Origin of the sequence: Kitasatospora sp. NPDC101176 (genome assembly GCF_044768035.1) — a bacterium.
GTDB lineage: Bacteria > Actinomycetota > Actinomycetes > Streptomycetales > Streptomycetaceae > Kitasatospora.
In genome coordinates this window covers 42,667-54,692 of record NZ_JBIWPA010000016.1, presented here as the reverse complement: position 1 = coordinate 54,692, position 12,026 = coordinate 42,667, and the positions used below count along the sequence as shown (strand labels likewise).

At 73.8% G+C, this 12,026-nt stretch carries 11 protein-coding genes; 6 read left to right on the top strand and 5 right to left on the bottom strand.

What is annotated here, in order from left to right:
* Positions 1–152: 152 nt before the first annotated feature.
* Positions 153–1,796, top strand: coding sequence for a hypothetical protein (locus ACIRS1_RS21885; RefSeq protein WP_402842332.1), 1,644 nt, complete (start codon positions 153–155; stop codon positions 1,794–1,796).
* A gap of 75 nt (positions 1,797–1,871) precedes the next feature.
* Here ACIRS1_RS21885 and ACIRS1_RS21880 read toward each other — a convergent pair whose 3' ends face one another.
* From ACIRS1_RS21880 to ACIRS1_RS21870, 3 genes are all read right to left on the bottom strand, one after another.
* Complete coding sequence (locus ACIRS1_RS21880; RefSeq protein ID WP_402842330.1) at positions 1,872–2,330, bottom strand: ATP-binding protein; 459 nt, start codon at positions 2,328–2,330, stop codon at positions 1,872–1,874.
* A gap of 131 nt (positions 2,331–2,461) precedes the next feature.
* Complete coding sequence (locus ACIRS1_RS21875) at positions 2,462–2,881, bottom strand: STAS domain-containing protein (protein WP_360214718.1); 420 nt, start codon at positions 2,879–2,881, stop codon at positions 2,462–2,464.
* A 129-nt stretch (positions 2,882–3,010) separates the two neighbouring features.
* Positions 3,011–3,931, bottom strand: a complete 921-nt coding sequence (locus ACIRS1_RS21870) for a SigB/SigF/SigG family RNA polymerase sigma factor (RefSeq protein ID WP_402842328.1) — start codon at positions 3,929–3,931, stop codon at positions 3,011–3,013.
* Positions 3,932–4,201: 270 nt separating this feature from the next.
* Here ACIRS1_RS21870 and ACIRS1_RS21865 point away from each other — a divergent pair, with 270 nt between their 5' ends.
* The 4 genes from ACIRS1_RS21865 to ACIRS1_RS21850 all read left to right on the top strand — a co-directional run bounded on the left by ACIRS1_RS21865 (position 4,202) and on the right by ACIRS1_RS21850 (position 7,118).
* On the top strand, positions 4,202–4,639 hold the full coding sequence (locus tag ACIRS1_RS21865) for an SRPBCC family protein (RefSeq protein ID WP_402842325.1): 438 nt from the start codon (positions 4,202–4,204) through the stop codon (positions 4,637–4,639).
* Between the two features lie 118 nt (positions 4,640–4,757).
* Entirely contained in the window at positions 4,758–5,126 is a 369-nt protein-coding gene (locus tag ACIRS1_RS21860; protein WP_360214723.1) for a PRC-barrel domain-containing protein, read from the top strand.
* 173 nt (positions 5,127–5,299) lie between these two features.
* Positions 5,300–5,695 carry an SsgA family sporulation/cell division regulator gene (locus ACIRS1_RS21855; protein WP_363365384.1) on the top strand — a complete coding sequence of 132 codons (396 nt, stop codon included), beginning with the start codon at positions 5,300–5,302 and terminating at the stop codon, positions 5,693–5,695.
* Positions 5,696–6,035: 340 nt separating this feature from the next.
* Positions 6,036–7,118 carry a mechanosensitive ion channel domain-containing protein gene (locus ACIRS1_RS21850; protein WP_360214727.1) on the top strand — a complete coding sequence of 361 codons (1,083 nt, stop codon included), beginning with the start codon at positions 6,036–6,038 and terminating at the stop codon, positions 7,116–7,118.
* Between the two features lie 86 nt (positions 7,119–7,204).
* Here ACIRS1_RS21850 and ACIRS1_RS21845 read toward each other — a convergent pair whose 3' ends face one another.
* Complete coding sequence (locus ACIRS1_RS21845; protein ID WP_360214729.1) at positions 7,205–7,825, bottom strand: phosphatase PAP2 family protein; 621 nt, start codon at positions 7,823–7,825, stop codon at positions 7,205–7,207.
* Positions 7,826–8,055: 230 nt separating this feature from the next.
* Positions 8,056–9,672, bottom strand: a complete 1,617-nt coding sequence (locus ACIRS1_RS21840) for a proline-rich domain-containing protein (RefSeq protein ID WP_402842320.1) — start codon at positions 9,670–9,672, stop codon at positions 8,056–8,058.
* Positions 9,673–9,954: 282 nt separating this feature from the next.
* On the opposite strand from ACIRS1_RS21840, the gene ACIRS1_RS21835 reads away from it, so the two are divergent.
* Positions 9,955–11,598: an MFS transporter gene (locus ACIRS1_RS21835; protein WP_402842317.1), complete on the top strand. Its 1,644-nt coding sequence runs from the start codon at positions 9,955–9,957 to the stop codon at positions 11,596–11,598.
* The last annotated feature ends 428 nt before the right edge of the window (positions 11,599–12,026 follow it).

Here is a 12,026-nt window from a genome sequence, read left to right as displayed (position 1 = left end):
GACCGCCGCCGCCGCGCCAGCCGTCGCGCCCGCACGGGTGAGCGGCCCGGCGTGTCGGTGCGGCCGACCGCGGACGCGCTGCGAGCCTGGTCCGCGGCCAGGTGTCGGACCGGGCCGCACACCGGCACCCCGATCCGACCCCAGGAGCCCCCTTGCGCATCCGGTCGTCCCTCCCGCGGCTGGCCGCCGCCGCCATGGCCGTGCTCCTCGGGCTCTCCGGATGCTCCAGCTCCGGCTCCGCGCCGCGCCCGGCCGGATCGCACGGAAGCTCCCCGCCCGCCGACGAGACCGCCGCCGGCGGCCCGCTGGTCGGCGACCCCGCCCTCGTCCAGGACGAGCGGTCCTGCGCCGCCCAGGAGGGCAACGCCCCCTGGTACCCGACCATCGCCGCCTTCGAGGTGCACGACTCCAACCGGACGCACCGTTACGCCTGTGCGCACTACACCGGCGCGCCGTCCGGGAACCAGGTGTACGCGTACAGTTCGCAGCAGGTCTACGCCACGCCGTACAACATCGTCGACCGCGGCCCCGACGAGCTCTACGTCTACGGCGGCGGCTACGGCGACGACCCGGGCGCCTCCGGCTCCTTCGTCTCCCGGGTCGAACCCGGCACCTACAACGAGGTCTGGCGCAGCGTCCTCATCAACACCAACGCGACCGACGAATGGAACTACCCCGGCGTCCTGAACGTCCTCGCCGACGGCAGCCTGGTGGTGATCTACGGCTACCACATCGCCCGGATCGACCCGGCGACCGGCGACGTCCTCGCCCGCACCACCCTCCCCACCGGGCAGTCGGCCCCCCGCGACACCGCCTACAACGGCTACGACGCGCTCCCCGACGGCACCATCGTCGCCAAGACCGTGAACCGCCAACCCGGCTGCACGGAGCAGGGGTTCAGCGCCTTCCTGAACTGCCCCGACCCGATGTCCGCACCGCCCTCGGTCATGGTGGCGATCGACCCGAAGAGCCTCCAGGTGGTCTCCCAGGTCACCCTGCCCGAGATGATGGGCGGGCGGGTCACCACCGCGACGCTCAACGGCACCCAGGAGATCTACCTGCCCGGCGCGACCAAGCTCTACCGCTACACCTACCAGAACGCCGCCTTCGCCCCCGACCCCACCTGGGGGCCGGTGCCCTACCTCAAGGACGGCCAGACGGCCGCCTCCGCCATGGCCGTCATCAACGACCACGTCGTCGCGATGACCAACGGCGGCAAACCGACCTCGACCCCGATGAGCGTGGTCGCCGTCTCCCAGAGCGACTCGACCAAGGTGGCGAACGTCCAGCCCTTCGCCGACAGCGGCACCAAGAACAGCTTCATCCCGTCGATGGTCTCGGTCGACCCCGAGAACAACCGGGTCTACGCGATGGACGCGGGCGCGGGCAAGCTCGCCGGACTCGACCTCACGAACGGCACGCTGTCGGTCGCCTGGACGCAGGACCAGACGACGCTCAGCTTCACCACCCTGCTCGGCCCCACGAACCAGCGCGTCCTGATCGGCACCGACATCCCCGTCAAGTTCTTCCAGGGCCTCAAGAAGTACACCACCGAACAGGTCGTGTGGCGCGACGCCGGCAGCGGCGCCGAACTCGCCCGCTCCAGCCAGCTGCCGAAGATGACCCAGGGCATCCTCGTCACCCCGGGCTACGCGGGCCTCCAGTACTTCCTCACCGCCGACGGCCACATCACCGGCCTCCAAGTCGCCCCCGCCCCCACCACCCCCTCCCCGACACCCACCACCACCCCGTCCACCGCGGCCACAAACTCACCCTCGACCCCGTCCACTCCCTGACCACGCCCCGACTCGGACGGGTGACCCGGCGTGTCGGTGGTCTAGCGGTGCCGCGGGCCGGCGGGGGCGGGTGGGTCAGGGGGTCGGGAGGGCGTCGATCTCGGCCCAGACGGACTTGCCGTCGGCGTGGGGGACGGCGCCCCAGCGGGTGGCGGCCTTCTGGACGATGAAGAGCCCGTAGCCGCCGGGCAGGCCGGGGCGGTGGGGCACGCGGGGCTCCGGCAGGGTCGTCGAGCCGTCGGCGACCTCGATGCGCAGACGGGTCTCCGAGGCGTCGAGGAGCAGGAACACGGGGCCGCCGGCGTGCAGCATGGCGTTGGCGACCAGTTCGGCCACGAGCAGGACGATGTCGTCGGCGCCCTCGGCGTCCGTCGGCCACGACCAGTCGGCGATGGCCTGGGCCGTGAACGCCCTGGCGCGGGCGACGGGTTTGGGCAGCCCGGCCAGGTGCAGTCGCCGGCGTTGTCCGCCGGGTGGCAGCGTGGGGCCGGCGTCCGGACGGTCGTCGTCCAGGGTTGCCCGGCTCGTCGTCATGTGCGGGGGCCCCTTCGGAGTCGGCGCTGTGGTCCGTGTTGCCTGCTCGGTTTCCCGGTCACTGACGGATTATGCGTGTCGTGGGCCGGTTCCGTCCCCGGGGGGGCCGGTGTCGATCGGGAGCGGGCCGGTCAGAGCGGTGCGGTGAGTGCGGTGTCGAGGGTCGGGTGGATGGAGAACACCGTGTCGGCGCAGGTCAGTTCAAGCAGCCGGAGGACCGTGGCCGAGGGGGCCGCGAGGCGGAACTCCACCTCCGCGGTGGTGGCCGCCATCCTGGACTGCAGCAGCAGGTTCAGGCCGGAGGAGTCGCAGAAGTCGACCCGTCCGAGGTCGACGACGAGCAGCGGCGGGTGGCCGCGCAGCAGGTCGTCGAGCGCCGCCCTGGCGGGCGCCAGGGTCTCGATGTCGAGGTCGCCCGCGAGGGCGCACACGGCCGCCCGGTCGTCGGTGTGCCAGGTCCGGACGTCCAGGTCGGGTTCGGACAGGGCCTTCGGCTGGTAGTGGCCGGCGACCGGCACGGTCGTGGACTCGTTCTCTGCAGGCATCGTCATCTCGGCTGGCATCGTCGTCGTGTCCCCTCCACGGGTGTGCTCCACGAGCCTACGCACGTCACCCGGGGCTCGGCCAGGCCCCGGGTGACGTGCGCAGCGTCGGGCGTGCTTCTCGCACCGCGTTCCGGCTCAGGCGGTGGTGGTGAGGTCCTCGCGCAGTTTCCTCAGCGTGCGGCTGAGGAGGCGCGAGACGTGCATCTGGGACAGTCCGAGGCGGGCGCCGATCTGGGACTGGGTGAGCTCCTCGCCGAAGCGCATGGACAGGATGAGCCGGTCGCGTTCCGGGAGGGCGGCGATGAGGGGCTTGAGGACGACCAGGTTCTCGATCGTGGCGAACCGCGTGTCCTCCAGGCCGAGGCGCTGGGCGAGCGGGCTGGCTTCCTCCTCGCCCTCGATGGCGGGGGAGTCGAGCGAGCCGGCGGTGTGGCCGTTGGCGGCGGCGAGCCCCTCGATCACCTCCTCCTCGGCCAGGTCGAGGTGTTCGGAGAGCTCGCGGACCGTCGGTGCGCGGCCGAGGCGCTGGACCAGCACGTCGCGCGCCTTGGCGAGGTCGATGCGCAGCTCCTGCATGCGGCGCGGGACGTGCACGGCCCAGGTGGTGTCGCGGAAGTGGCGGCGGATCTCGCCGAGGATGGTCGGCAGGGCGAAGGTGGTGAACTCCGCGCCGTAGTCGGGGTCGAAGCGGTCGATCGCCTTGATCAGGCCGACCGAGCCGACCTGGATCAGGTCCTCGTCGGGCTCCTGACGGTTGCCCAGGCGCCGGATCGCGAACCGGACCAGGGACAGGTTGAGCTCGATCAGGGTGCCGCGCACGTAGGAGTACTCGCGGGTGCCCTCCTCGAGCGTGGCGAGCCGGGCCAGCAGGACCCGGGTCAGTTCGCGCGCGTCGGCGGGTGCGACCTTGCGCGGGTCCTCGATCCCGGCGAGCTCCGGCGCGACGGCGAGTTCCCGGGCGCCGGATCCGGCGACGCCGGGCACGTCGACCGCGGGGGCCTCGTTCCCGGTCGGGGCTGTCACGCGGTGGAGGAGTTCGTCACTGGTCGTGGCCATGTCGGTCCTTTCCCCTCGGCGTACGGTCCGTCCCTGGGTACCCGCCGAGGCCGGAGGCATGCGTCTTCCGGGTGTGAGGATTGTGTGTGGACGATCGGGCGGGTGCATGGCGGGGCGCCCGGGCGGGTGGTGGGCGCCGGGCGGCCGCGGGCGTGACGGAGTCGCTGCGCTCCGTGCATGCCGGGCGGGGATCGGGGCACCCGGATCCGCGCGGGCCGTCGCGTCGGCGGCGGCCGCGGGGAGCGGTTTCCCGATGAGGAGGAGACGACGATGGGGCGGATCGAGGAGTCGGTCGAGGTGGCGGCGCCGCTCGACGAGGTCTACGGGCAGTGGGTCCGGTGCGAGGACTTCCCGCAGTTCATGCGGGGCGTGGTGAGCGTCGACGTGTCCGGCCCCGGAAGCAGCAGCTGGGTGGTCGGGACGGCGGGCGGGCGGCGGGAGTTCGAGGCCGTGACGACGGAGGTGGTGGAGGGCGAGCGGGTGGCCTGGGACGGCGGCGCCGGGGAGGTGCGGCACAGCGGCGTGGTGACCTTCCACCACGTGGACGACCGGACGACCCGGGTGATGCTGCAGTTGGAGATCGAGCCGCACGGGATCTGGGAGCACCTCGCGGAAGCGCTGGGCTTCGTCGACCGCCGGGTCATCGACGACCTGAACGACTTCAAGCACCACGTCGAGCGGGCGGCGGCCGGGCCGCAGGGTGACTGACGCCCGGCCGTCGGAAGTCGGGTGGCATGAAGTGCGGGATCGGGGGCAGCCGAGCCGTCACGACACACCGGGCCCGCCGAGGGCGGCCCGGTCCGCGAGGAGACGAACGGAGGCAGTCATGACCGAGCGCCGTGACATCTGGGAGTTCCGCACCGCCGCCGGGCACACCGCCGGCACCGACCTCATCGGCTTCCACGTCGAGGCCACCGACGGCTCGATCGGCAAGGTCGACAAGCTGTCCGAGGTGGTCGGTGAGCAGTACCTGGTGGTCGACACCGGCCCGTGGATCTTCGGCCGGCGGGTGCTGCTCCCGGCCGGCACGGTGACGCGCATCGAGATCGCGGAGCAGCGGGTCTACGTCGACCGGTCCAAGGACGAGATCAAGAACAGCCCGGACATCGACGAGGACGGTCCCGAGCAGGAGGCCGACAGCCGCGCACGCTTCGGGGCCTACTACGACCCCTTCTACGGCGGTCGGATCATGTGACCGAGGAGCGGTGACGCGCCGGACGCGCGGAACGACCGCATGCACAGCCCACGAGCCACACCCGCCCGGCGCGGCCCGCCGGACGCGCCGGAAATGAAGGGCCGGTCCGGGACGGTCACGGGAGTCCGTGGCCGCCCCGGACCGGCGGAACCCGGGAAAGGGGAACCCACTCCATGGAACGTCTTACGGCCCGGATCACGATGCGGTTGATGACCGGCGACGAACGCAGCCGGGACCTGGACGTCGACTGGTCCTTCCGGGCCGACGCCCCGCACACCGTGGACCTGGACTTCGGCTCCTACCAGGCGGGCTCGGTGTGGACGCTCTCCCGTGACCTGCTCATCGCCGGCCTGCGGGCGCCCGCAGGCGAGGGGGACGTGCACATCGAGCTGTTCGACGACACCCGCGTGCTGATCGCGCTCGCCGGCGCCGAGGGCATCGCCCTGCTCGCCGCCTCCGTCGACGCGGTCGACGGGTTCCTGGCCGCGACCGCCCGGGTCGTCCCGCCCGGGTCGGAGCACACCCGGATCGACTGGGACCAGGGCCTGGCGGACCTGCTGGCCGCCTGACCCGCCGCACCACCGAGAGGAACACCCGATGACCGTCGCACCCGCCCAGCCCGGCCTCCCGCCGCCGCCCCCGGAGCCCCCGGCACCGACCCGGCCGCCCGGCCCTCCGGTGGTGCCCGACCCCCCGGCGCCGCCCGGCTCGCCGGTGCCGCCGCCGGATCCGGCCCCGGGGCCCGGTGGCCCGGACACGCCGCAACCGGTCCGTCCCCGGGTGCCCGAGCCGCCCGACTGAGCCGCCCGCCCGAGCCGCCCGCCCGAGCCGCCCGAGCCGGGCGAGCCGCCCGAACCGCCGACGTGGGAACCGGAGTGAGAACCCGGAGCGGGAAGGAGAGCAGGAGAGATGTGGTGGAGTCTGCTCCGCCTCGCCGTCGTCGGCGTCGCAGCCGCCCTCGTCACCTACGGCCTCGACCGGCTGGCGCGGGTGGTGGCGCGGCGCCTGGAGGCTCCGGGGAGCGCCACCGGCGTGTTGAGTACGGTGCGCAGGTGCCGCCGGCCCGTCCTGGCGCTCACCGGGTGCCTGCTGCTCGCCGCCGCGCAGCCCTGGATCGACGCGCCGCCCGCCGCCCGCGAGGGCCTGCGGCACCTGAGCGTGATCCTCGCCATCGCCTCGGGCGGATGGCTGTGCGCCCGGCTGGTGGTGCTCCTCGTGGACGGCGCCGTCCGGCTCGCCGTGCACCGGCGCGACCCGGCCTGGGCGGGCCGTGCCCGGACGCAGGCCAGCCTGCTCGGCCGGATCGGCCAGGCGATCGTCGCCGTCGCGACCCTGGGCGCCGTCCTGATGACCTTCCCGGTGGTCCGCGTCGTCGGGACGAGTCTGCTGGCCTCGGCTGGGCTGGTCGGCGTGGCGGCGGGCGTGGCCGCGCAGAGCACGCTCGCCAACGTCTTCGCCGGGGTCCAGATGGCCTTCGGGGACCTGGCCCGGATCGGCGACGTCGTGGTGGTGGCCGGCGAGTGGGGAACGGTGGAGGAGATCACCCTGACGGCCGTGGTGATCGCGACCTGGGACCAGCGCCGGCTGGTGATGCCGATGTCCTACTTCGTCGGCCGGCCGTTCGAGAACTGGTCCCGCCGCTCCAGCCGGATCACCGGGACGGCGCTGCTGCACCTGGACCACCATGCCCCGGTTGGCCTGCTGCGGGAGGAGTTCGAGGAGTTCCTGGCCAAGAGCGAGCTGTGGGACGGCCGGGGCAGCGCCCTCCAGGTCGTCGACACCACCCCCACCACGATCGTCGTCCGGGCACTGGCCACGGCGGCCGACGCCGACGACGCGTTCGAGCTCCGCTGCCGTCTGCGCGAGCACCTCATCGGCTACCTGCGCGACCACCACCCCTACGCGCTGCCCCGCCTCCCGGTGGCGGAGGCGCCCGCGCGGCAGGCGCCCGCGCGGCGGCCACCTGCGCCCCGGCGCGGCGACACCTCGTAGCGGGGCCTACGCGCCGGTGCCCGGTCCGCTCCCGACGGGGAGCGGACCGGGCACCGGCGTGCGGACGGCGGGGGCGGACGGCGGCGTCAGGCCGCCCGCAGGAGCGGGCGCAGCGCCCCGCCGCGCAGCCGGCCGACCGCCGGTGCGGCGAGGCTGCGGGCCGCGGCGGTCACCGCGAGCGAGACGAGGGCGCCGGTGACGAGCGCGACGCCGACGTCGTGCGGGTAGTGGGCGCCGACGTAGACCCGGGAGAAGGCCATCAGCAGTGCGGCGAGCGCGGCGACGGCGGCGAGCCGGCGGTCGACCAGCACGAGCGCTGCGGCGACGGCGGCCGCGACGGTGGTGTGGTTGGACGGGAAGGCCCAGTCGTCGGGGGCGGGGCAGGCCTCCAGGAGGAAGTCGTGCGGCAGGGCGCGACACGGGCGGGGTTCGGTGAAGACGCTCTTGATGGCGTCGTTCGCGAGGTAGGCGAGGACGGCGGCGACGGGGGCGGCGAGCGCGGCGGCCATGACGCGGTCGCTCCCGCGGCGGGCGGTCCACCAGCCGGCCAGCATGAACAGCGCGAACAGGCCGATGCCGTAGCTGGTGTAGGCGGTCATCGGGCCGTTCAGCCACGCGGTGTGCCGGGCGAAGTCGGTGACCGTCGTGTAGAGGCTGCCGTCGATGCCCGCGCCGTCGAGGGCGGCGAGCTGGGCGGGAGTGGTCATGGGTGCGCTGTTCTCCGAAGGGTGCGGGCGGCTGGCGGGCCGCCGTGGCGAACGGGTCCTCTCCCCGGCCGGTCGTTCAGGTTAACGGCAGTCGGCTGGGGAGTGAACGTCTACAGCGCCGTAGACGCGCGTGGTGCGCGTGCGGTTGCGCGGACGGTCGACGGAGTGCCACCGGCGCCGGCCGGTCGACGGAGCGCGGCCGGCGCCGGACGGTGGACCCGTCCCTCCGGTCAGGCGGTGGCGCTCCCGGCGGGACCGGCGGGACCGGCGGGACCGGCGGGACCGGCCGGGGGAGCGGGCGGCGCCGGGGGCGCGGGCGGTGCGGAGGCCTTCGGCGGCGCCGGGGCGACGGGGTAGGCCGGGGCGAGGAACTCGCGGATCGCGAAGGCCAGCAGCACCACCACGGCGAACCAGAACACCACCATGGCCGTCGGGTGGTCCCAGAAGGCGAAGATCACGGCGGCGACGACCAGGATCGCGACGCCCGTCCAGCGCTTGTAGCGGCGGACGAAGCGCTCCACCGGGCCGCCCCGGAAGCCCACCGAGTCGGCGGAGGAGCGCAGCGCCGCGACGCCGTGCCCGGACACCGAGCGGACGGTCGCTGCGGCGCGGGAGGGGCCGATGAAGAACGCCCCGAGCGCGACGACGAGGGCCAGGAAGCCGACCACCCGGACCCCGGTCCGCAGGTAGGTCACCAGGGCGTCGTAGACGGCGGCCGCCGCGGACGGGGAGGCGTCGGACGGCAGGTGGTCGAGGAAGTACGAGCGGAAGACGGTCAGGGCGATGCCGAGCAGCAGCATGGCCGCGGCGATGCCCAGGGCGGTGCCGACGAGGGCGCGGCGCCGGTTGAAGGCGGTGAGCACGGCCGCGGCGGCGACCAGCGCCGTGATGACCGGCATCCAGCGGCCGAGGATCTCCAGCAGCCGGAACCCGCCCTTGATCTTGGCGAGGTCGGGGGAGGAGAAGACCACGAAGTCGGTGTGCACCTGCGGGATCTTGCTCGCGGGTGCGAAGCCGGCGTCGACCAGGGAGGTCTTGACCCGGTCGACCATCGGCCCGATGTCGATCACCACCTCGTCGTTCTTGAGCTGCACCGCGCCGCCGCCCTGGCCGGTGAGTGCCTTGACCATGGTGGCGTGCCCGGCGCGCACCGCCTCCTGCCACACGGTGGCGAAGGCGTCGCTGGTGACCACCTTCTCGGCGGCGCTGTGGACGAGGTTGGTCAGCGCGCCCTCCAGCGGCCCGGTCAGTCCGCCCAGCAGCTGGGCGAGCTTGGGCGGCACGCCCTGTTCGGCGGCGGCCTGGGAGAGGTCGTTGACGAGGGCCTTGACGTCGATCTGGTCGGTCGCGGCGGTGGTGATGCGGTTGGCGAGCGCGTTCTGCACGTCCGGGTTCTTGGCCAGCGGTGCCATCGTCGAGACGAACCGGTTGGTGTCGGTGATCTCGTCGTGCGCCCAGACGGCGATCACGGAGAGCAGGGCCAGCAGGGAGGCGACGATCGCCAGGACGACCGAACCGGTGGTGCGCAGCCGGTGGTGCTGGGGCCTGGCCCGGGCGTCGGCCTCCAGCTGGGCGACGCGGCGGTGCAGCGTCGCCAGCTCCTCGGTCTCGGCTCCGCCCGGCTGGGGCTGTGCTGGTTGCGGCCGGCCCGGCTGGGGCCGGCCCGGTGCCGGTTGCCCCGGCTGCGGCCCGCCGGGCACGGTCTCGCCCGGCTGCGGTCGGTCGGCCTGCGGCTGGTCCGGCTGGGGTTGGCCGGGCTGTGGTTGACCCGGCTGGGGCTCGCCGGCCTGCGGTCGGCCCGGCTGGGGCTCGTCGGACGGCGGCTGGTCCGGCTCGGTCGGCGGCATGGGCGGTGCTCCTCGTCCTGGACGGCCCGGGTGGTGCGGCGGCGCCGGAAGAGGAGGCGCCACTGCACCAGCCAAGGACGGTGCGCGGCGTTCGGCGAGCAGGGCTACCCCACTGGGGTGACCCCGGTGCGGGGGGCCTCACCGCTGCGCGGGGGCGCGCCGGCTCCCGCACCCGGAGGCGTCCACCGCCCGGAAGGCGCGGACGCCCGGTAGCTGGCAGCATCGGCGGCATGCGGTCCGGCGCTCTGCCCCGGTTGCCGCACCGGACGGCCGGGAGGCGCAGTGAACCGGTGGAAGACCCTGATCGTGCTCGGGATCGCCCAGTTCCTGATGGTGCTCGACGCCTCGGTGATGAACGTGTCGATCAGCCAGCTGGTCGAGGACTTCGACACCGAGGTGACCGCCATCCAGGCCGTCATCACCCTGTACACGCTGGTGATGGCGGCCTTCATGCTGACCGGCGGCAAGGTCGGCGACATGTTCGGGCGGCGGCGGGTCTTCGTGGTCGGCATGGTCGTCTACGGGATCGGCTCGGGCCTGACGGCGGTGGCGCCCACGGTGGGCGTGCTCGCGCTGGGCTGGTCCGTGATCGAGGGCCTCGGCGCGGCCCTGGTGCTGCCCGCCCTGGCCGCGCTGGTGGCCGGCTCGTACACCGGGCGCGACCGGGCCGTGGCGTACGGCGTCATCGGCGGGCTCGCCGGCGCGGGCATCGCGGTGGGCCCGCTGCTCGGCGGCTGGGTCACCACCTACCTGACGTGGCGGCTGGTGTTCGCCGGCGAGGTGGTGCTGGTGGTGGTGATCCTGCTGCTGATGGGCTGGGTGCCGCAGCCGACGAACGAGCCGGACCCGGCCGAGCGGCCACGGCTGGACGCGGGCGGCGTGGTGCTGTCCGCCGGAGGCCTGGCCCTGATGGTCCTCGCGGTGCTGCAGAGCGGCACCTGGGGCTGGGTGGAACCCCGCAATCCGCCGTTCACCGTCCTGGGGTTCGCGCCGACGCTGTTCGTCATCGGCTTCGGCGGCGTGCTGGTGTACGCCTTCGGCCGGTATGAACGACGGCGCGAGCGCCGGGGCCTCAGCCCGCTGGTCTCGCTGGACCTCTTCGGCAACCGGACGCTGCGTTCCGGCCTGGCGACGCTGTTCAACCAGAACACCGTGCTGCTGGGCCTGTTCTTCGTGATCCCGCTCTACCTCCAGGTCGTCCAGGGCCTGGACGCCTTCGAGACGGGGCTGAAGCTGCTGCCGGTGTCCGCCGCGATGCTCGTCGCCTCGATGTGCGGCACCCTGCTGCTGCGGATCGCCTCGCCGCGCACCGTCGTCCGGGCGGGGCTGCTGGTCCTGTTCGCCGCCACCCTGTGGCTGATCACCACCATCGGGCCGGAGCTGCACGGGGCCTCGTTCGCCGGGTCGATGACCCTGCTGGGCCTCGGCATGGGGATGCTCGCCTCCCAGTTGGGCAACACGGTGCAGTCCAGCGTGGAGTCGGAGGAGCGGAGCGAGGCCGGCGGCCTGCAGTACACGGCGCAGAACCTTGGGTCCTCGCTGGGGACGGCCCTGATCGGCGCGATCCTGGTCGGTGCGGTCGCGAGTTCCGTCACCACGTTGATCGCCGAGGACCCGCGGGTCTCGACGGCCGTGGCCGAGCAGGCCGGGATCAAGGTCGAGGCGGGGCTGTCCTTCGTCCCGGCCGACGACGTGGCGGCGGCGCTGGCGGAGCAGCCGGGGCTGCCGCCCGAGGAGGCGGCCGTCCTGGTCGAGCACTACCAGGACGCACAGATCCAGGGGCTCAAGGCGGCCATCCTCGGGTGCACCTGCATCACGGCGGGCGCGCTGTTGTTCACCCGTCACCTGCCGTCGGAGCGCCCGGCCGGACGGGCGCGCGCCGGTGGGCGCCGCCGTCCGGATCCGGACGGCGGCGCGACCGGCTGAACCCGTCGGCCGGGGTGCCCGTAATCCGCCGTCACCTGCGGTTCCGTGCCCGGGGCCGCCCGGGCGGTGCACCGGTGGTGTGTCCCGAAACCGTCCGTCGGGTGGGGTCGGAGGTCCCGGTCGGGGCACCGCGCAGTAGCGGTACGTTGATATGGCATGTACGCTGCGTGTCGCTGGTTGAACAGCATGCGGGCCTGGTCGCCACTCCGTGGGGGGAGTCACGTCCAGGCCCGGTCGCCGGCCAGGGTCCGGTTGGCCTCGTGGGGGAGTGCCAGCCGGGCCCATCGGTGGGCTGACGGCGTTATGCCCATCCGGGCGCTGTTTCAGTCATGACAATCCATCATCTTCTTGATGGCGGGCCCTTCTTCGGGCTCCCTCCGGCCGTCCGGCGGCGCCCGCGGAGCGCCCTCCCGGGTGGCCGCGGCCGG

Excerpts from the sequence above, each read along its gene's own strand:
- ACIRS1_RS21880 (WP_402842330.1), bottom strand. The coding sequence starts at position 2,330 with ATGACGACGAGCCGGGCAACCCTGGACGACGACCGTCCGGACGCCGGC.
- ACIRS1_RS21875 (WP_360214718.1), bottom strand. The coding sequence starts at position 2,881 with ATGACGATGCCTGCAGAGAACGAGTCCACGACCGTGCCGGTCGCCGGC.
- ACIRS1_RS21870 (WP_402842328.1), bottom strand. The coding sequence starts at position 3,931 with ATGGCCACGACCAGTGACGAACTCCTCCACCGCGTGACAGCCCCGACC.
- ACIRS1_RS21865 (WP_402842325.1), top strand. The coding sequence starts at position 4,202 with ATGGGGCGGATCGAGGAGTCGGTCGAGGTGGCGGCGCCGCTCGACGAG.
- ACIRS1_RS21860 (WP_360214723.1), top strand. The coding sequence starts at position 4,758 with ATGACCGAGCGCCGTGACATCTGGGAGTTCCGCACCGCCGCCGGGCAC.
- ACIRS1_RS21855 (WP_363365384.1), top strand. The coding sequence starts at position 5,300 with ATGGAACGTCTTACGGCCCGGATCACGATGCGGTTGATGACCGGCGAC.
- ACIRS1_RS21850 (WP_360214727.1), top strand. The coding sequence starts at position 6,036 with ATGTGGTGGAGTCTGCTCCGCCTCGCCGTCGTCGGCGTCGCAGCCGCC.
- ACIRS1_RS21845 (WP_360214729.1), bottom strand. The coding sequence starts at position 7,825 with ATGACCACTCCCGCCCAGCTCGCCGCCCTCGACGGCGCGGGCATCGAC.
- ACIRS1_RS21840 (WP_402842320.1), bottom strand. The coding sequence starts at position 9,672 with ATGCCGCCGACCGAGCCGGACCAGCCGCCGTCCGACGAGCCCCAGCCG.